Origin of the sequence: Psychrobacillus sp. FSL H8-0484, from assembly GCF_038005325.1 — a bacterium.
Classification (GTDB): domain Bacteria; phylum Bacillota; class Bacilli; order Bacillales_A; family Planococcaceae; genus Psychrobacillus.
In genome coordinates, this window is the sequence record NZ_JBBOSZ010000001.1 from 1,747,564 (window position 1) to 1,767,720 (window position 20,157).

A 20,157-nucleotide genomic window follows, 5' to 3' on the forward strand; every position below is an offset into this window, starting at 1 on the left:
AGACCTCCTTTTATCTACACTACATTATACGAACAAGAGGGAAGAAGGTTTCATTTTCAATGCTATTTAGACAATATCGGATTCCATTGTCGTATAACCTTTTAAATTATCAAACAATTGAATTTCAAAAGCATTCTTTTGAGTAAAAGGGGATACCCCTTTTTGAATAAATTCCAAAAATTCTTCTAATCGGTTGAGATCTCCTTCTATTTCAATCGTCATTACTTTTTCCTCATTTTGCGCACAAAACCCTTTTAAAGCAAGGGATTGGGCTTTTTGTTTCACTAAAAAACGGAAGCCGACTCCTACAACATCACCATGCATATGAATATGAGCGCGTTTTTTCAACTCATCTTCTCCCTTTCTATTATGCGAATTGTACTATGTATAACGTAACTGATTTTTGAAATTTTTTCAATTTTAAAAGTTTTAGTAAGTCAATTGAGTAGACATTTTCTCTGTGAGCAGTACAATATGAATTAACAATAAATGTTAGAGGCGATAAAAAATGTTTGAAGTTATTTATATGAAAGCTGATTATGAGCCATGGTGGCAATTTGATGGATGGGAAGAACATATTGTAGAAAAAGTTACTTTCGATCAGGAAGATGATGCTTTAGTCTATTTAAATAAAACATTGGATGAATTTCGTAATAGATATCCAAGAGAACAAGTGAAGAAGGATAGATTTTGGGCTTTCTGGTCTGTGAAAGAGCAATGTTTTTGCGAATCTTGTGAGGATGACTTACAAATTTACCATGGAATTATTTGGAATGAGAGATAAACGATTTTGAATTATAAAAATATTTATTGACTATCTTTACCCAAATGTTATAATTTAAGTAACAATTTAAAGTGAAAAGCCGTAATTATTATTCACATATCCTATGTAGTGATCGATGTGATATCGGTACTTCATGGAATATGTGAATTTTTGTTTTTCACATATTGATAACTATTTTGGGGGTATTCAAATGAAACTAGGTACAGTAAAATGGTTCAACGCTGAAAAAGGATTTGGCTTTATCGAAGTAGACGGAGAAAACGATGTATTTGTTCATTTCTCTGCAATCCAAGGTGAAGGCTTCAAATCACTAGAAGAAGGACAAAAAGTAGAATTTGAAGTTGTTGAAGGAAACCGCGGACCACAAGCTGCAAACGTATCAAAACTATAATATTAGAAAAGAAGCTCATCCTTTATGGAGAGCTTCTTTTTTTATGATAGAGACCGTTAAACGATCATGTTGAGTTGGACGAAAATCTGCTCGCTTTTCGCGGAGTAATGAACTGGTATTATACTTAAATGGCTTTTCTTACAATAATTTTTCAATCGTTGAAGAGACAATCAATTCTTCTTCATTAGCATTCATAATAAATTCTCTTTTTATTTCTCCAAAATCTTTTGCAAAATATTTCCGCGTCACATTTCCTTGTTCTTCCGTTTTTTCTATCACAATAACATTTTCAAAGGTTTGCAGATCCGTTTGAAGTGTATCTGTTGTAGATGTAATTTCCCAACCATTGAATTCAGTACCTACTTCTAGAGGTGTAGCCAAATAAATATCGATTACCGGCATAGACTCTAATTCCTCAATTGAAGGTATTTCTGCTTCATACGCCTCTCCGTTTTCTGCAAGGAGGCTAATATGATCATCTGTAATTTTGTAAACTCTTTGAACTACTGTACCACCATTGTCTTCATAAGTAGCTACGTAGTTATCGTTTATATACTGTGTATTTAAACTGTAAGAAGCATACTCATTTCCTTCCCCTTTAAATTGTGCAGTAGATTGATCTGGTAGAAAAAATTGAGCTAAATTGACTGCTTCTACAACTGGTAATGTTTCTTTTACTGGCTCTTCTTTTACAGGCACTTTATCCGTATTTTCTGTAACAGTTTTGTTTGTTCCGCAAGCGCAGAGAAAGAGTATAGGAATTAAGAGAAGTAACAACTTTTTCATGTTTTTCCCTCCTTTTCTTTATTAAAATTAGACGGACATAGTAGCTAGTATGTTTCAAAAAGGTTCATTTTTGGTATAGTGAAAGGAAGAGAGGGGAGATTATTATGAGTGAAGATTTAAAGAAAGAGTTACCTTCCTATGAGAAACAGCAAGATTTTTACTTGAAATTACGGTCGAATATAACAAGTTACTTAGCAACAAAGTCAGGAAGGGTAGGGAAATTTACTCCTTATTTATTGTTTGCACCTGATTTATTTCATTTATTAGTAAAAGCAATGATAGATAATCGTATTGATACAAAGAGCAAAACTTTAATTGGAAGTGGAATACTGTATTTCGTTACACCAATTGATGTCTTGCCAGAGGGGCTAATCGGACCAGGTGGTTTTATCGATGATATTATTGTTGCCACTTTTGTAGTAAATATGCTACTAAATAAATTTTCACCTGAGATTATGGAAGAACATTGGGCTGGGGATATAAAATTATTAGATGCTTTAAAGAAAATTTCCGAGACAAGTGATACATTACTTGGTAAACTTCCAGCAAGATCATTGCTGGGCCGATTTATGAAGACATCCAAAAAAGAGTAGGGGACAAAGGTATCTGTTAAATCTAAACCTTATATAGATATTCTAATATGGCGGCTATAAATTCGAACTTTGAATTTAAGCCGTCTTTTTGTTTGCACTTTGTTAATCTATCTTACAAGACAAGCGTCCACGCGCTTTGAATCTCATCACATATATTATTAAAAAATAGATGAGGTGTCAAAATGCAAGTTAAACAAAAAACAGTTATAACAATTCTGGGTAGCGCTGGAGGGGTGGCAAAATCTATACTCTCCATATTAAATAAATCAGTTCTTGATGAAAAGGATCCGATTTATCCCATTATCCATAAGAGTAAGATTCATTTAATAGATTATAAACAAAAAAAGAAAACTTACTATATTAGTTTATTTCCCAATTTGAAAGATCAAATTGAATTACATCAATTTGATTTAAAAGATACTACTAATTTTGTAAAGTATCTAAAAAAATCAAAAACCTCTGTTGTAATAGACGTTTCTTGGGGAGATACGGTTGAAATGCTAGAATGTTGCGACCAACTTGGAATCAAATATGTAAACACAGCATTAGAAAACACAATGATTGATGAAAATGAAGATTTATATGAAGGATTTGGTTTAATTGAGAGAATGAGAATTTTTGAAAAGAAGAAAAATACTTTTTTAAATTCAACTTCAATAATTAACTCCGGTATGAATCCAGGTGTAGTTCAATGGATGGCAATTGAACTACTTAAAAAGGATTCATCAGAGGAGACTCCGCTAGCTTGCTATATTGTAGAACATGATAGCACTTTTTATAAGAATAAAAAATTAGCTAAAAAGAATGTTATTTATACAACTTGGTCACCTGAATGTTTTCTGGATGAGGCAATTTTAAGTTACCCGATGTTTATGAAGCATCATACCCCACTATTCTTGTATGAAAATGTTTATGATGTTGAATTTAAGGTAACGTTGGGGGACAAAAAGTTTTATGGCTGTTTAATGGCTCATGAAGAGGTATATACTTTAGGCAAGTTATATGACATGGAATTTGGTTTTTTGTATAAGATAAATGACCATACTTCAAAATTGATTCGTTCAAACTTGGAGAATGTGGATGTATTGTGGGATTTTGAAATGAAAGTTCTGGATCCTCTTGAAGCAACATTGAGAGGGGAGGATTTAGCCGGAGTCCTTCTCGTGTATAAAGATAAAGAACGATATATGTACAATGTATCTAGAAATGATTCCATCTTTTCGAAATACAAAACAAATGCTACTTATTTTCAAGTAGCCTGTGGTATTTATGCTTCCCTATCTGTCCTACTATTAGATCAAATACCAAAAGGGGCATATTTTGTAGATGAGCTTTTGTTAAAAACGAACAATCACTATGGACAATATTTGACTTATTATATGACCGAATTTGTAACGGGGGAAAATAAACATTCAGACGGTCTCTTACATCAAAGGATAAGAAAGAGTAAAAAATCGTCCTGAATATTATTAATGAGGCTCTGTTCAAGTACGACATTGTTTTTAGAAGCATATATTTTCTGACGCAGATCCGCCAGACTCCTGCGGTAACCTGCTGCCAAGACCCCGCAAGAGCATATAGGATTTGCGTCTGTCGGCTACATTTTGTACAACTATTATTTGACAAAAAGGGTATTCCACCTCGATTAAATCGAGATGGAATACCCTTAATAAATCTACACGAACTATTTAGTGCAAACATAAATCACGCAAGTTATTATTTATTTTTGTTCTTTCCACTCAAGGAATTCATCATACGTTAGTTGCTTATCTAAAATGGAACCGTCTTTACTTATTTCGATTACACGGTTTGCAATTGTTTGAATGAACTGATGGTCATGTGATGTAAAGATCATGGCACCTTTAAATGCTGTTAAGCCATTGTTTAGTGCTTGAATGGATTCTAAGTCTAAATGGTTAGTTGGTTCATCAAGTAGTAATACGTTAGATTCCGATAGCATCATTCTAGAAAGCATACAGCGAACTTTTTCTCCACCTGAAAGTACAGATGGTTTTTTCTTCACTTCTTCACCAGAGAATAGCATACGTCCTAAGAACCCTCGAAGGAATGTTTCACTTTCATCGTCAGGAGAATATTGGCGTAACCAGTCTACTAGTGAAGGTTCGCTTCCTTCAAAGTATTTTGCATTATCAAGAGGGAAGTACGCACGAGAAGTTGTTACACCCCAACGAATAGATCCTTCTTGTGGTTCCTCTTCTTCTGCAAGTATACGAAGTAAAGCAGATTTTGCTAGTTCATCTCCAAGAAGGATAATTTTATCATCTTTGTTCAGAGTGAAGTTCATTTTAGAGAAAAGCTTTTCTCCTTCAAATGTATAGCCTAAATCTTGCGCTTGAAATACGTCATTCCCGATTTCACGTTTCATCGAGAAATTAACATATGGGTATTTACGTGAAGAAGGACGAATATCATCTAACTCGATTTTATCTAACATTTTTTTACGAGATGTTGCTTGCTTAGATTTAGATGCGTTAGCACTAAATCGAGCAATAAACGCTTGTAGTTCCTTAATTTTTTCTTCTTTTTTACTGTTTTGATCAGAAGCCAGTTTTGTAGCTAGTTGGCTTGACTCATACCAGAAGTCATAGTTTCCAACATATACTTGAATTTTACTGAAATCTAAGTCCGCAATATGTGTACATACTTTGTTTAAGAAGTGACGGTCATGGGATACAACAATAACCGTATTATCAAAGTTGATAAGGAAATCTTCTAACCATTGAATTGCTTTAATGTCTAGATGGTTAGTAGGCTCATCGAGTAATAGTACATCCGGTTTACCGAATAACGCTTGAGATAACAACACTTTTACTTTTTCCGAACCAGTTAGCTCAGCCATTTTCTTTTGGTGCATGCTATCAGGAATACCTAATCCTTGTAAAAGAATAGCTGCTTCTGATTCTGCTTCCCAACCATTTAAATCAGCGAATTCTCCTTCTAATTCAGCAGCACGCATGCCGTCTTCATCAGAGAAGTCTTCTTTCATATAAATAGCATTTTTTTCATTCATTACTTCGTATAAACGTTTATGACCCATCATAACTGTTTCTAAAACCGTATACTCTTCATATTCGAAGTGATTCTGTTTTAAAATAGCTAAACGTTCGTCAGGATTCATAATAACATTACCTTCTTGGGCTTCAATCTCCCCAGATAATATTTTAATAAACGTTGACTTTCCTGCTCCATTTGCACCGATTAATCCATAACAGTTACCCGATGTAAACTTTATATTTACGTCTTCAAATAATTTACGATCACCAAATCGAAGACTTACATTACTTACTGCAATCATGCTAGTACCTCCTAAAATTCACAATGGTCTTATTATAGCACGAAATTTAAACAAAATCTACAAACCCTTGACTTCATAGGGTTTCAAGTACTTCAATTAATAACTAGCCCCAAAATTTCCCCACTATGAAGCATACCAAAGAGGAGATAGATGGTTTTATGGGGTATTAAACGAGATTGAAGTGTTGACTGGGCAAATGCCAATGGTCATTTTAGAATCTACAGGGCATTATCATACTCCTGTTGTTCAATACATGGAGGAGCACGAGATTTTATATATATGCTTAATCCAGTAGGCACTCTTTTGGTTTCCAGATATGTGTTTAAGTATTTTTTTGGAAGAAACTTTTCGTTTTAATAAATTTTATATGGAAGTTTGAAATTTCAATCAAATTTCACACCTATTTTATAAGATTGTATTTGTATCAAAAAATAGTAATTACTTAATTTATCAAAGTTATGGGGGAAGAAAATTGAAGAGTAAAAAGCGTTTCTATAATATTTTTTGGCGTTGGCACTTTTATGCGGGGATATTTATTGCACCATTACTGATAACGCTAACAATTAGCGGGATTGGATATTTATTTTATACAAACGTTGAAAATCAAATGTATGATCATTTATTTTTTGGCGACAGTACCAAAAGTGAAAATGTTTCTATAGATGAAGCGATAGAGAATGCGGAAAATCAATATGACGGTTATAGTGTAACAAAATTAATTGTTTTGAAAGATGATTACAATACAAGATTTACAATGACCAATACTGAAGGTGATCAAAAATATGTCTTCATTGATGATCATAATCAGATTGTAGGTAGTCAGAACGCAGCGACTACTTATTCGAATGTCATGAGAGGTTTACATAGTTCCTTATTTGTAGGTGGAACAGTTGTAAACTATTTGGTCGAATTAGCAGCATGTTGGGCCATATTTTTACTTGTTTCGGGTGTTTATATGTCGTTTAAAGGTAAGGTATTTAAAAGACAGAAAGGAACAAAAAATAAGAGACAGGACCATAAAAAACTTCATTCTATTACTGGTACTATAATTGCCATTCCGATGGTTATTTTGATCTTTACCGGTTTACCTTGGTCGGCTCTTATGGGTAATTTCATATATTCAACAGCACAATCACATCCGTCCCTTGGTTTTACAGAATTAAACGAAGTTCCACCGACATCTGACATTAACGAAATTCCTTGGGCTACCCGTAAAAATGAAGCACCTACATCAAGCGATGCTCATGCTCACCATAATGGTATGGCTGGTATGTCTAATATGACCGATAGTAATAAGATCAGTGTGCAACAACTGATGGAAAAGGTTGACGAATCGCAAATCTCTAAACCGTATTCTATCGTTTATCCTACGGGCGAAGATGGTGTATATACCGTATCAAAAGGGAGTAATACGGGTGTCACAGGTTTAGATGTTAGTCCCTACGAAGAAATGACTACCTACTTTGATCAATATAGCGGAAAGCTCATTTCAAAAGTTGACTATGAAGATTATGGTATTTTAGGGAAATGGTTCACATGGGGTATTCCGTTGCATGAAGGACATTTATTTGGGTGGCCAAATAAAATAATAAATCTACTCGTTTGTTTGGCATTTTTAACGGTTATTATTTGGGGATACAAGATGTGGCTGGATAGAAAAATGAAAGGGAAATTGTCAGCTCCCCCAAAAACACCGATAGGTAAAAGTTTTGTAGGGTTCATTATTCTGTTAGTAATACTCGGTATAATAATGCCACTTTTTGGCTTATCACTAATAGTAATTGCTTTTATAGAATTAATAATCTATCTATTACAAAAGAATAAAAATAGTAATATTAATGAACCAATTCGATAAAAAGCGTATCTGAACAAATAAAAAAAGTAGTACAAATCATATCCATGGTTTGTGCTACTATTTTTTTTATAGTCAGCCAGACGTTAAAATGCATCAAGTACAATTTTACACATTTCTTTCTCTACATGGTGTATGGACAAGGTGGTTTGTTTCTATTTAAACAGCTTCCCCGACTTCACGTAGATAAAACAAGTTTTTTATGAATTATTTTATTTTGAATAGTCAATAATATTTTAAAGGCAAAAAATAATAAGAAGGCGCTGTTAAAATACATGGTTGTTATTTGGTAGAATCCGCTTGCTTTCCACGAGCGAACCGACAAGCCTCTTCGGTTGCTCCTGCGTGTATTCTACCGCAAATTATATGCAAATAAACTACCATAAAGTATAACAGCGCTAATAAAAAAAGAGCTAGCAACAACATGCTAGCTAAATAATTTTGCCTCTCACCTAATTCCAATGTTTTTCGATGAATTCATCGCGACCGGACTGTGCTCGGTCCTCTTTATAATGAGTTGGACTCTTCTTATAAAAGTCTTGATGGTAACCTTCTGCTTCGTAAAACGTTTTCGCTTCTCTAATTTCAGTGACAATTGGCTTAGAAAACTTTCCACTAGCAGCTAATTGTTCTTTAGATTGTTCCGCTTGCTTACGTTGTTCTTCTGAATGCACAAATATTGCTGAGCGGTAGCTTTCTCCGCGGTCTTGAAATTGACCACCTGCGTCGGTTGGATCAATTTGCTGCCAAAAAATTTCGAGAAGCTGTTCATAAGAAAATATAGTAGGGTCAAATTGAATTTCTACTACTTCCAGATGTCCAGAATCTCCTTTTTTTACATCTTCATATGTTGGGTTTTCTAAATGTCCACCCATATACCCTGAAGTTACTTTATGTATGCCATCCCAAGAGTCGAAAGGCTTTACCATACACCAAAAACAGCCGCCGGCAAATGTCGCTTTACCTATCATTGTCATTCCTCCTAATATAGTAAAATGTATTTTACCATTACTTCAAGAGATGTACAAAATTCTGAAACCAATTTAGAGAAAATGCGTTATTATAAGATTATAAGGGAGAGATTACAAAATGGATGAGGAACAATTAAGACCATCGAGAAGATCACGCAAAAGAAGATTGAGATTAGGGAGAGTTCTAATGTTAGTCCTTATTCTAATCGTTTTAAGCAGCGGAATTTATTCCGTTATTCAATACTCTGCTGGATATAAATTAACCAACAATGAGAAAGATCTACCAATAGAATTTGAAGGGGCACAATTACAAGTAGGAGAACGAGAAAATATATTAGTTCTCGGTGTAGATTCTAGGGGTGAAGAAAAATCACGAACAGACACCATGATGCTTGTTTCATGGGATAAAAAAGAAAATGACGTGAAAATTATATCGTTTATGAGGGACATATATGCCGATATTCCTGAGTATCAATCATATAAACTAAATACAGCTTATTATTTGGGTGGAGTTCAATTATTAGCTGATACGATTAATGGGATGTTCGATCTACCAATTCATCACTATGCTCTAATCGATTTCAAAAGTTTCGAATCGTTAGTTGATATTATTGCACCAGAAGGTATTCCCATTAATGTAGAGAAGGATATGTCGGAGAAAATTGGTGTTTCATTGACAAAAGGTCAACAAAACTTATCTGGTAAAGAACTGCTTGGATATGCTCGATTTCGTTCGGATGCTGAAGGAGATTTTGGAAGGGTCGAAAGACAACAAGTTGTTATGGAGGCTTTAAAGGATGAATTGCTTTCTATACAAAACTTATCCAAGACGCCAAAATTTTTAGGGGCTGCGGAAGGATATATTGAAACGGACTATTCGAGAGCTGATAAAGTAAAACGTATCCTCGATGCTGGCATAAGTGGGAAGTTAGAAATGGAGAAATTGACCATTCCTGTTGAGGGTACATATTCCTTCAAAAGTTATTCGCACGCTGGTTCAGTCATTGAAATAGATAAAGAGAAAAATAAAGCAGCCATAACTGACTTTTTACAAAAATAATAATGCTTTAAAATTGCTAATCTTTTTATTCGTTCGTAAAATAATAGTATAGGAAAGGAAGTTTGATAATAGTGGAGCCAGAAAAACCTTCTTTTTTTTCAACAAGGTACATAAAATTTTTAGGTGGACGTAATACCGTTTTTACATTAGTGCTTCTATTGTTAATCGGACTTGTCATAATGATATATGATGAAATTTCGTTCATTTTCGTTCCTTTAACTGTATTTTTAGGTAACGTTATATTGCCCATTATTTTAGCAGTAATAGCATACTATTTATTACGACCTTTATTACGTTTGTTAGAACGAATTAAAATACCTCGTATTTGGGGTATATTAATTATCTTTTTAGCATTAATAGGGTTAGTGACCTTGCTTGTATTTTTAGTATTTCCATTTTTAAAGGCACAGTCTTTGAAGTTAGTGGAAGAATTACCAGGCAATTTGATGGTGTTATTAGATAAGTTGGATGGATTCCTACGAACATCCTTTTTCCGGGATTTTTATTTGCAAATTGAAAGTGATGTTAACTCCATCTTAAAAGAGTTACCAACAGAAATCGGCCAGTTTTTACAAAGTACACTTACAGGATTAGCAACAGGTATTTCTTCTATTGTTGGTGTATTAACAGGTTTTGTATTAGCAATTGTTACCGTACCATTTATCGTCTTTTACTTATTAAAGGATGGAGAAAAGTTACCCAACTATGTAATGAAATTATTTCCTCCGCGTATGCGAGAAGATTTGCGATCTGTGTTTACTAATATCGATAGACAAATTAGCTCGTACATACAAGGACAGATTTTAGTATCCATGTGTATCGGTTTTATGATATTTATTGGATTCTCTATTATTGGGATGGATTATGCTATGTTACTTGGTGTAATTGCTATGGTAACGAGTGTTGTTCCTTATTTAGGTCCGGTGATTGCGATTACACCAGCCTTAATTATTGCGCTAGTTTCTTCGCCATTTATGCTAATTAAATTAGCCATAGTTTGGACCGTTGTACAATTAGTAGAAGGGAAGTTTATTTCCCCTCAAATTATGGGTAGATCTCTACATGTTCATCCCATTACCATAATATTTGTGTTAATTACTGCAGGTGCACTATTTGGAGTTCCAGGTGTTATTTTAGGAATCCCAGGGTATGCAATATTAAAAGTTTTTGTAACCCACTTTTATACATTATTTAAAAAACGTTATAATAAGTATGAACCAGTTGTTGAAAATCGATATGAGTATACAAATCACAAGGTGGATTGAGAGTAATGGCAAAGAAGTTTGAATCTTCCATAGAAGTACAATCGATAAAAATTGATACGGTAGTTGATCATCCATATATTGAACACGGCATTAACCTTTCTGGGACTATATATATTGATGGTGTACATGACGACGAATCAATAGATAATATTAAATTAGAAGTTTTTAAACTAATTAATGGGGAAGATTCCAAGATCGTTTCTAAGCATTCGATTGAACTAGTCGGAGCAGCGGCATCTAAAGATATGCAAATGATTCCTTTTGAAATCGTGCCGGATGAAAGATGGATACCAGACGGTACTGATGAAGTAACAAAGTTAATCTTAAGAACAACTGTTTTATTTGAAAATGGTTTTGAATACAATGACGAAGACGAAATTTACTTCGACATCGAAGAATAGTCGTGCCAAAAAATATTTTAATTAATAAAAACTCCAGCAAATTATTGTTGGAGTTTTTTTATGTTTATTTTTAAAAAAGAAGAGCAATCTAATGAAAAATGAGGAGTGAAGATATGAAGAAAAAAATTGTTGTCGTACTTCTAGTTTTATCGTTGCTCATTCTCTCTGCATGTGGATCTATTAGGAATTCTAATGAGCCTCCGACCCCTGAAACTCAAATAGATAACCAAGATAAAAATTTACCTAACACAGGAAATGAAGAAGTAAATAAGGAAAATGATATTGGAATTCCTGATACTGGAAATTCCATCAACGATCCAACCCTCGAAAAATCTAAATAAATAATCGATTGAATTGTTTGAATTATTATGATAAGATATTCTTACCAATTAGACCGGAGGTGAGGAAAGAATGAAAAAGGCTGTATGTGCACATGGATTTATATTGGAATTTTTATCCACATCTTGTGCGATTACTCATGAAATTGCTAACAACGGGACTAGTCTGTCCATTTTTAGTCAACTAAATGAGCAATAACACAGCTGATAAGTCATTCTTTCTGAACCATTTTTTAATGGAGAAGGCTGCTTATATGAGCAGTCTTTTTCTATGCAGAAAAATGCTTCCAGCTATACCAGAGATGAGAGGAAGCGAACGTTATGATATGTACAATACAAGAAATTAGTAAAATGCTCGGAGGAAATACGATTTTTGAAAACTTATCTTTATCTATTAAAACAGGAGATAAATTAGGAGTCGTTGGTCGAAACGGTAGTGGGAAAACGACCTTATTTAAGCTTATTGCAGGAATCGAAAAACCAGATGCAGGAACCATTTATTTTAAAAAAGGTACTAAAATTGGTTATTTAGCACAAATCCCTACTTTTTCAGAGGAAGTAACGGGCTTGGATTTATTAAATAGTGCATTTGACGAGTTAATAGCTTTACAAGCTCAAATGAAGGTACTTGAAAATAAATTAGCAAGTGCGAAGCCTGATGCCATGGAAAAGTTACTTCAACTATACGGAGATATTCAAGAGGAATTTACAAATCGAAATGGTTACTCGATGGATTCGGAAATTGAAAAGGTTATACAAGGACTTCAATTATCCAACTTTGTTCATCAATCCTTTTCAAGTTTAAGTGGCGGGGAACAGACGAAAATAATGCTTGGAAAATTATTGTTAACAAAGCCTGATTTACTATTGCTAGATGAACCTACGAATCATTTAGATTTATTTGCAGTGGAATGGTTAGAGCAATATTTAATTGCCTATGCTGGAACAGTAGTTCTCATCTCGCATGATCGCTATTTTTTGGATCAAGTCATTTCAAAAGTGGCAGACATAGAGGAAGGCGAGCTTTCTCTTTATCATGGTAATTACTCTTACTTTATGATGGAAAAAGAAGCAAGGCTTATGCGAGAGTTCCAAGACTATGAGGAACAACAAAAAAAGATTAAGAAAATGAAAGAAGCGATTAAACGGTTAAGAATATGGGCAAATGAAGCTGTTCCACCTAATCCAGGTCTTCATAGACAGGCACGCAACATGGAACGTGCGCTGGAACGGATGGAAAAAGTAAGAAAGCCTCTAATAGATCCTAAAAAAATGAATTTATCCTTTGAAGCTGCTCCGAGAAGTGGCAAAGAGGTAGTGGTTATGGAAGAAGCGGGTAAATCATTTGGTGAGAAAATGCTACTGCAACATGCAAATTTACATGTGTACTGGAAAGACCGTCTCGCTATTGTCGGACGCAACGGAACTGGAAAGTCTACAATCTTAAATATATTACGTGGGGAATTACCTGTTGACTCAGGTATTGCGCGACTAGGAAGTAATGTTCGTGTAGGATTTTTGTCACAGCACTTTGAAATCTCAAATCCTAAAGCTCGATTAATCGACGTATTTCGAAGTGAGGTAAATGTGTTCGAAGGTGATGCTCGTCACATACTAGCAAAGTTCATGTTTTATGGACCAGATGTATTTAAACGGGTAGGTGATTTAAGTGGAGGAGAACGAATGCGTCTTCGTCTCGCGCAGCTCATGCACCAAGATATTAACCTATTAATGTTAGATGAGCCAACCAATCATTTAGATATTGATTCCCGCGAGGTTTTAGAAGATGCATTAGATGACTTTCAAGGTACAATACTAGCTGTTTCACATGATCGATATTTTTTAAACAAATTGTTCCCGAGGACAGCTTGGTTAGATCAGGGACAGCTCACAACCTTTGAAGGACCATACGAATGGGCTCGTGCAAAATGGGAAGCGCTACAATTAAAACAAGTGGAAGTGAAAGAGGTAGTACTAAAGAAAAAAGAGAAACCTGTTAAGCATAAAACTAAACTAGATCAATCACTTGAAGACAAAATTGCGCAACTAGAGATAGAAATCAAGCTTCTGACAGAACAAATACAATCGGAAAATGATTGGGAACGATATGAACAGTTAGTTACCACTAAAAACGAACAAGAACAACAATTAGAAGCTTTAGTTGAACAATGGATGGAGAATGAAGAATGAAACGAATTGCAATTGATATGGATGAAGTGATTTCTGCATTTAGTTCAAAATGTTTACAATTGTTTAACGCTGAATATTAAACAGAATATACGCCATAGCATTTACAAGTGAAATTACTCATGGAACTTGACCAACTTTAGATAACCCGCATTATATTAACAAGACCCCTTCAGCATTGAATTGAAGGGGTTACTTTTTGTATTTCAATTTATATTAGTAGTTCATTGAAAAAACTGTCAAGAAAATGCATCTTACAAAGCAGAAACAGATTCTTTGCTTTTTTCCGACTAAAGATACTTAATCTTCCTCGTATTTTTTTAAAACTAATCGAATATGTTTAGGTGTATTGAATTTATGGTATAGGAAGGACGAATTTTGTGAACGATACCCTATCCGACGAAATTAAACGAATTATAAGCATCTTGAAGAAGGATCAATCTGAGGTAGGAACTTGGGATTATCCTTTTGAAACAGGAATTACAACGGATGCCTATATGATTATTTTATTGCGTTCAATGACGATTGATGATGAAGAATTAATAAAGGAACTAGTAGATCGGATTTTAAGCGAACAACAAGAAAGTGGGGCTTGGAAGCTGTTTTATGATGAAGAAGCTGACGGGAATGTAGCTGCCACGATTGAAGCTTATTACGCCCTTCTATATTCCGGCTATTGTTCTCATGATGATGCACGAATGCAAGCAGCGAGGCAGTTTATTTTAACAAATGGGGGAATAGACAAAAGTAGTTTACTAACAAAGATAATGCTGGCAGTAACTGGACAATTTTCATGGGAAAAAATTTTTACTATCCCGACAGAATTTGTTTTACTGCCACACTCATTCCCAATGAATTTTTTCGACTTTTCCGTCTTTGGAAGGGCGAATATCGCTCCACTCATGATTCTTGCTGATAAGAAATATATAATTAAAACAAATAAAAGTCCAAACATTTCAGATTTATATATTTTGAACCACAACCGGTGGTATGAAGAATATTTATCAAGGGTCCTCTCAAATGAATGGAATCCTTTTCTTTTATCCATTCAAAAAAGAATTGAAGATCTAATTGGTTTGCCAAAACAAATTCAGAAACTTGCGGAAGATAAGACAAAACAGTATATGCTAGAACGAATTGAACCAGATGGCACCTTATACAGTTACTTTAGCTCGACATTTCTGCTAATTTTCGCATTGCTTTCCCTTGGATATAAGAAAGATCATCCCACAATCGTTCAGGCGTTAAACGGATTAAAGTCTATGAAATGCCAAATTGACGGGAAGACTCATATGCAATTTACCACAGCAACGGTATGGAATACAGCTTTAATTAGTCATGCCTTGCAAGAAGCAGGCGTTTCCGAATTAGATCCCGTTATAAAAAAAGCAAACCAATTTTTATTAACACGTCAGCATGATAAATATGGGGACTGGGTCATACACAGTCCTTCTAGTCTTCCAGGGGGATGGGGTTTCTCAGATGTAAATACAATGAACCCTGATATTGATGATACTACTGCAGCCTTAAGGTCAATCTGCAAAACCGTTTATAAAAATCCAAAGTTCCATACATCTTGGGACAGAGGAATCGACTGGGTATTTTCAATGCAAAATGATGATGGAGGGTGGCCATCATTCGAAAAAGGCGTGAATAATAGCATTTTGTCTATTATTCCAATTGAAGATGCTGAATATTTACTCGCAGATCCAACAAGTGCAGATTTAACGGGAAGAACATTGGAATTTTTCGGGGAATTCACTAACTTAAAGAAGAGTCACGACTCTATAAAGTTAGGTGTAAATTGGTTATTAGATCATCAAGAACCGAATGGATCGTGGTATGGCCGATGGGGCATATGCTATATTTATGGTGCTTGGGCTGCTATAACCGGGCTTGTTGCAGCAGGAATATCATCGGACCATCCTTCAATTCTAAAATCAGTCAAATGGCTTCGTGATATTCAAAATTCGGATGGGGGATGGGGAGAGTCTTGTAAAAGTGATCAAATGAAAACGTACATTCCATTGGGAGCCAGTACGTTAACTCACACAGCCTGGGCATTGGATGCGCTGATTGCTGCTGAAGACAAACTTACACCGGAAATAACATCCGGCATCAAATATATTTTAGAAAATAATGATAAAGTTGACTGGACAACATCTTATCCAAAAGGACAGGGAATGGCTGGCAGTTTCTATATTCATTATCACAGTTATCGATATATTTTCCCTCTTATTGTCCTTTCGCATTATCAAAAAAAATTTCCGAATGACAGCCTCTTAACTCTCAAGAACGAATAGGTATGAAAGGTGACAAACCATACTACGGTGTAAACGGAATAGTTAATTATATAAATCAGTTTTTTTTAATGAAGATGAATCTTGGGTTAATATAATGCTCATGTATTAAACGCTTCTAAATGTGATAGTAAGTATCTTTATTATCATTTGGTGCATTTAACGGGTACTTTAGTTAAAGAACATGGGTTGCTTAGGCAGCTCTTTTTTTATTGAACTAACGCAGCAGGTTAGTTGAACAAGCGGTATGAAAATTCCATTCTTTTTAAGTCGAATTTGACACATAAAGCGACGTTATAGTCATAAAAAAAGACCTTTTTCAAGCTCTAATAAAGCTATCGGAAACGAGTTTTAATTATTGAAGTTTTTTCCAACCACTCTCCAAATATAGAGATGGAGGATTTCATATGATAGTAATGCATTCATCACTTAATAAGTGGAACGAGGGGGATAATATGTCAGAAGTATTTTCTGCTACTAAAAAAGGTGCGTTTGTCATTCATCAAGATACACATGTAGGTCATGTCGTTTTAAAAGTAAAGGATTTAGAAAGACAAATAGCTTTCTATGAAGATGTAGTTGGCTTACAAGTAATTCAACGAGACGAAATAAATGCATCCTTAGCCGGAAAAGGTGGAACAAGAGCAATCTTAAAATTAGAAAAAACGGCAAATGAATTACAAGGAGCTAGAAGTACTGGTGTTTTTCATACAGCTTTTTTACTTCCAACTAGGGAAGCTTTTGCTACGAAATTATTTCATATATTAAGAAGTAAAAAGACGGTGGATAGTCCATTGGAGCAAGAACCACGCTTTACGCATTTTGAACGGTTTATTCCTATCGCTCGTTTAGACAGTGCAAGCGATCATGGATATAGCGAAGCATTTTATTTGTATGATATTGAAGGCAATGGAATTGAAATTTATGCGGACCGTCCTAGAGAAGATTGGACGAAATATCCAGGTGGTAGTAATCCCTTAAATTTCAAAGAGCTAGCAGAATTAGCGGACTTCGATACAGATGGAAGCATTCCAGCTACTACAACGATTGGACATGTGCATTTAAGAGTAGCGAATGTTCTAGCATCTACAAAATTTTATGTAGATGTCATTGGATTTGAAGAGCAAATTGTATTAGATTCTGCATTTTTTATTTCGGTAGGGGGATATCACCACCATATTGCAGGAAATGTTTGGGCAGGAGAAAATAATCCACATCCACCAGCAAATGCTACTGGATTAAAAGAATATACACTCGTACTTCCGACTAGTGAAGCTTTAGAAGAAGTTAAAAATCAACTTCTTCAAAATAATGTGGAAATGAATGAACAGGAACAGTCATTTTCTACAATAGATCCAAGTGGAAATGGTATTGTTTTTGAAGTCCTTTCATAAGAATAAGAGCGAGCTTTCACTTAAAACAATGGAAATCAACACATGAAAATAATAGGTTTTAAAGAAAGAACTTTCTAGAAGAATAGCTGTTAGGAGAAGTCTATTTCTCCATTTTGATTATTTTTAATTGTTGTAATATTATATTTATTGTGCTAATATTTACTAGATTAATAAACCAGTATATAAACGAATACTCTTATCAAGAGAAGCAGAGGGATATGGCCCTGTGAAGCTTCAGCAACCTCTGATGTTAATCAGAAAGGTGCTACCTCCTACAAGATTGAAAAGTCTTGAAAGATAAGAACTGAGTGCGATTCACTTACCCTCTTTTCTTATCCTTGAGAAAAGAGGGTTTTTATTATTTAAAAAAAAGGAGAGAATGTTATGCCAATTAATATTCCAAAACAATTACCAGCTGCTGAATTACTGAAAGAGGAAAAAATATTTATCATGGATGAGGACCGTGCTTTTGCGCAGGACATTCGTCCGCTTAATATTATCATTTTGAACTTAATGCCCGAAAAAGAAAAAACAGAATTACAACTTTTAAGGTTACTAGGTAATACACCATTACAAGTGAATGTAACATTCATGAAAACTGCCACTCATGAATCGAAAAACGTGAGTAAAACACATTTAGATACATTTTATACAACCTTCGAACAAATAAAGCATCGAAAGTATGACGGATTGATCATTACAGGAGCCCCAATAGAGCATTTAGAATTTGAGCGGGTAAATTATTGGAATGAAATAACAGAAATAATGGATTGGTCGAAAACCAATGTCACTTCTGTATTACATATTTGTTGGGGAGCACAAGCTGCTTTATATCATCATTATGGTATTGATAAATTTGAATTACCAAAGAAATGTTCTGGTGTGTTTAGTCACCGTTTGTCTGATCCAACCGTCCAATTAGTTCGTGGTTTTAATGACCAATTCTATGTGCCACACTCTCGATATACATCCGTTTCTTTTGAGGAAATTAAAGCTGATCCTCGTCTTAAACTCCTTTCGATTTCTGACGACGCCGGAGTTTTCCTCATTATTTCAAACGATGAGAAGCATATTATGATTACCGGTCACTTAGAATATGACGCCACAACACTGGCAGAAGAATATGTACGTGATGTGAATAAAGGAATAGAAATAGATTTACCGGTGAACTATTTCCCACAAAATGATCCAACACAACAACCATCGAATTCATGGCGCTCGCACACACACTTATTATTCTCGAATTGGTTGAACTATTATGTATACCAAGCAACACCATATGAGTGGGAATAATGGTTAATGGGGCTATCCGATGAAGGGTAGCTCTTTTTCATTTGTTTGAATTCTGAAAATGGTCTCGTTTTTATTAGAATTGGTTGCGGGTTTATGGTATTTAGTCTCGATTACGGGAGAATTGGTCTCATTAAGCCATTTAATGTAAGAAGTTCGACTGTTTTATAGTGTAATAGGTTTATTGCTGGAAGAATAATCCTAAATGAGACAAATGATGCACTGAACGAGACAAACTTAAGCATGAACGCGACAAAACAAGAGCCTAAGAAGACAAAGCCCAACGCGAAGACGACAAAAGAGGTTGCCAGTTGGTCAACAGCATGACCTCGTGACAACCTTTAGACCATTATTGAAAAATGTGATCGATTTCTTTTATTTCTTGTAGACAAATGATTAGTTAGGTAAAGGAAAAAAATGCTATGATTAGTTAAATTAAAAAGGAAGGGAAGATATACATGAACACAACATTTACTTATATTCATAGTGCACCACAAACGACCGATGAAAATAAAAAATATCCTGCACTATTTTTAATCCATGGCATGGGTAGCAATGAAAATGATTTAGTAGGACTTGTATCGAGTTTAAAAGAGAAATGTCATATTTTTAGTATTCGTGGGCCAATTAGCCAGCCACCTGGATATGCATTTTTTACAATTGAAGGGCTTGGTAAGCCACATCGTACGGTTTTTGATCAAGTTATCAAAGATCTTCAATCATTTATCCAAGAGGCAATGGAAGAATATTCAGTAGATAGGGAGCAAGTGTATCTACTTGGTTTTAGCCAAGGAGCAATATTATCTCAAACTTTAGCCCTTGTAATGGGTAAACAAATAAAAGGAATAGTTGCACTAAGTGGATATATTCCAGCCTTTGCGAAGGGAGAGTATGCAACACAACCCGTTGATCAATTGAATGTATTTATTTCACATGGTGAATTAGATAATATGCTCCCATTTGAATGGGGAGTTGCAAGTAAAGACTATTTCACCGAACAGGGAGCGAATGTTACATTTAAAAGCTATCCAATAGCACATGGTGTAGCAGCAGAAAATCACAGAGACTTATTAGCATTTTTAAACGAGAACATAGGTGAATAAAAGGATATCTCATCCGTCATGACGAATAGTATTCATCATGAGGGGTGTTTTTTTTATGTGTCTTGAAATAGCTATATTAAACCTCACTGGCATAATTTCTTCTATAAACAACCTATAAAATCGTTA

General features: G+C 34.7%; 19 protein-coding genes and 1 riboswitch. Of the genes, 15 read left to right on the forward strand and 4 right to left on the reverse strand.

What is annotated here, in order from left to right:
* Window positions 1-66: 66 nt before the first annotated feature.
* Window positions 67-348, reverse strand: coding sequence for an acylphosphatase (locus tag MHH81_RS08240; RefSeq protein WP_340919956.1), 282 nt, complete (start codon window positions 346-348; stop codon window positions 67-69).
* A gap of 160 nt (window positions 349-508) precedes the next feature.
* Here MHH81_RS08240 and MHH81_RS08245 point away from each other — a divergent pair, with 160 nt between their 5' ends.
* Entirely contained in the window at window positions 509-784 is a 276-nt protein-coding gene (locus tag MHH81_RS08245; RefSeq protein WP_340919959.1) for a DUF1033 family protein, read from the forward strand.
* Between the two features lie 190 nt (window positions 785-974).
* Window positions 975-1,175 carry a cold-shock protein gene (locus tag MHH81_RS08250; protein ID WP_340919961.1) on the forward strand — a complete coding sequence of 67 codons (201 nt, stop codon included), beginning with the start codon at window positions 975-977 and terminating at the stop codon, window positions 1,173-1,175.
* 138 nt (window positions 1,176-1,313) lie between these two features.
* On the opposite strand, the gene MHH81_RS08255 is transcribed toward MHH81_RS08250, so the two are convergent.
* The gene (locus MHH81_RS08255; protein WP_340919964.1) at window positions 1,314-1,961 is read right to left on the reverse strand and encodes a hypothetical protein; all 648 of its coding nucleotides are present in this window, start codon (window positions 1,959-1,961) and stop codon (window positions 1,314-1,316) included.
* Between the two features lie 104 nt (window positions 1,962-2,065).
* Between MHH81_RS08255 and MHH81_RS08260 the strand changes: the two genes are divergently transcribed.
* Together MHH81_RS08260 and MHH81_RS08265 are read left to right on the forward strand one after the other, a co-directional pair.
* Entirely contained in the window at window positions 2,066-2,554 is a 489-nt protein-coding gene (locus MHH81_RS08260; protein WP_340919967.1) for a YkvA family protein, read from the forward strand.
* 182 nt (window positions 2,555-2,736) lie between these two features.
* Window positions 2,737-4,017 (forward strand): S-adenosylmethionine decarboxylase related protein, encoded by a 1,281-nt coding sequence (locus MHH81_RS08265; protein ID WP_340919970.1) that lies wholly within the window; start codon window positions 2,737-2,739, stop codon window positions 4,015-4,017.
* Window positions 4,018-4,274: 257 nt separating this feature from the next.
* Here MHH81_RS08265 and MHH81_RS08270 read toward each other — a convergent pair whose 3' ends face one another.
* Complete coding sequence (locus tag MHH81_RS08270) at window positions 4,275-5,870, reverse strand: ABC-F family ATP-binding cassette domain-containing protein (RefSeq protein ID WP_340919972.1); 1,596 nt, start codon at window positions 5,868-5,870, stop codon at window positions 4,275-4,277.
* Window positions 5,871-6,342: 472 nt separating this feature from the next.
* Between MHH81_RS08270 and MHH81_RS08275 the strand changes: the two genes are divergently transcribed.
* Entirely contained in the window at window positions 6,343-7,725 is a 1,383-nt protein-coding gene (locus tag MHH81_RS08275; RefSeq protein ID WP_340919977.1) for a PepSY-associated TM helix domain-containing protein, read from the forward strand.
* A 449-nt stretch (window positions 7,726-8,174) separates the two neighbouring features.
* Here MHH81_RS08275 and msrA read toward each other — a convergent pair whose 3' ends face one another.
* Complete coding sequence (msrA, locus tag MHH81_RS08280; RefSeq protein WP_340919979.1) at window positions 8,175-8,693, reverse strand: peptide-methionine (S)-S-oxide reductase MsrA; 519 nt, start codon at window positions 8,691-8,693, stop codon at window positions 8,175-8,177.
* Window positions 8,694-8,811: 118 nt separating this feature from the next.
* Between msrA and MHH81_RS08285 the strand changes: the two genes are divergently transcribed.
* The 10 genes from MHH81_RS08285 to MHH81_RS08330 all read left to right on the forward strand — a co-directional run bounded on the left by MHH81_RS08285 (window position 8,812) and on the right by MHH81_RS08330 (window position 20,031).
* Window positions 8,812-9,753: an LCP family protein gene (locus tag MHH81_RS08285; protein WP_340919982.1), complete on the forward strand. Its 942-nt coding sequence runs from the start codon at window positions 8,812-8,814 to the stop codon at window positions 9,751-9,753.
* A gap of 71 nt (window positions 9,754-9,824) precedes the next feature.
* Window positions 9,825-11,018: an AI-2E family transporter gene (locus MHH81_RS08290; RefSeq protein ID WP_340919985.1), complete on the forward strand. Its 1,194-nt coding sequence runs from the start codon at window positions 9,825-9,827 to the stop codon at window positions 11,016-11,018.
* A 5-nt stretch (window positions 11,019-11,023) separates the two neighbouring features.
* The gene (locus MHH81_RS08295; RefSeq protein ID WP_340919988.1) at window positions 11,024-11,419 is read left to right on the forward strand and encodes a sporulation protein; all 396 of its coding nucleotides are present in this window, start codon (window positions 11,024-11,026) and stop codon (window positions 11,417-11,419) included.
* 113 nt (window positions 11,420-11,532) lie between these two features.
* Window positions 11,533-11,760 (forward strand): hypothetical protein, encoded by a 228-nt coding sequence (locus MHH81_RS08300; RefSeq protein WP_340919991.1) that lies wholly within the window; start codon window positions 11,533-11,535, stop codon window positions 11,758-11,760.
* 70 nt (window positions 11,761-11,830) lie between these two features.
* The gene (locus tag MHH81_RS08305; RefSeq protein ID WP_340919993.1) at window positions 11,831-11,956 is read left to right on the forward strand and encodes an RAxF-45 family protein; all 126 of its coding nucleotides are present in this window, start codon (window positions 11,831-11,833) and stop codon (window positions 11,954-11,956) included.
* 122 nt (window positions 11,957-12,078) lie between these two features.
* Window positions 12,079-13,947, forward strand: a complete 1,869-nt coding sequence (gene abc-f / locus MHH81_RS08310; protein ID WP_340919995.1) for a ribosomal protection-like ABC-F family protein — start codon at window positions 12,079-12,081, stop codon at window positions 13,945-13,947.
* A gap of 377 nt (window positions 13,948-14,324) precedes the next feature.
* A complete protein-coding gene (gene shc / locus MHH81_RS08315) occupies window positions 14,325-16,247 on the forward strand; it encodes a squalene--hopene cyclase (RefSeq protein ID WP_340919997.1) in 1,923 nt (640 codons plus the stop codon).
* 452 nt (window positions 16,248-16,699) lie between these two features.
* Window positions 16,700-17,638 carry a VOC family protein gene (locus MHH81_RS08320; RefSeq protein ID WP_340925185.1) on the forward strand — a complete coding sequence of 313 codons (939 nt, stop codon included), beginning with the start codon at window positions 16,700-16,702 and terminating at the stop codon, window positions 17,636-17,638.
* A 193-nt stretch (window positions 17,639-17,831) separates the two neighbouring features.
* Window positions 17,832-17,942: riboswitch (SAM riboswitch) on the forward strand.
* A gap of 80 nt (window positions 17,943-18,022) precedes the next feature.
* Window positions 18,023-18,931, forward strand: coding sequence for a homoserine O-acetyltransferase MetA (gene metA / locus MHH81_RS08325; protein WP_340919999.1), 909 nt, complete (start codon window positions 18,023-18,025; stop codon window positions 18,929-18,931).
* Window positions 18,932-19,386: 455 nt separating this feature from the next.
* Complete coding sequence (locus MHH81_RS08330) at window positions 19,387-20,031, forward strand: alpha/beta hydrolase (RefSeq protein ID WP_340920001.1); 645 nt, start codon at window positions 19,387-19,389, stop codon at window positions 20,029-20,031.
* Window positions 20,032-20,157 lie beyond the last annotated feature (126 nt).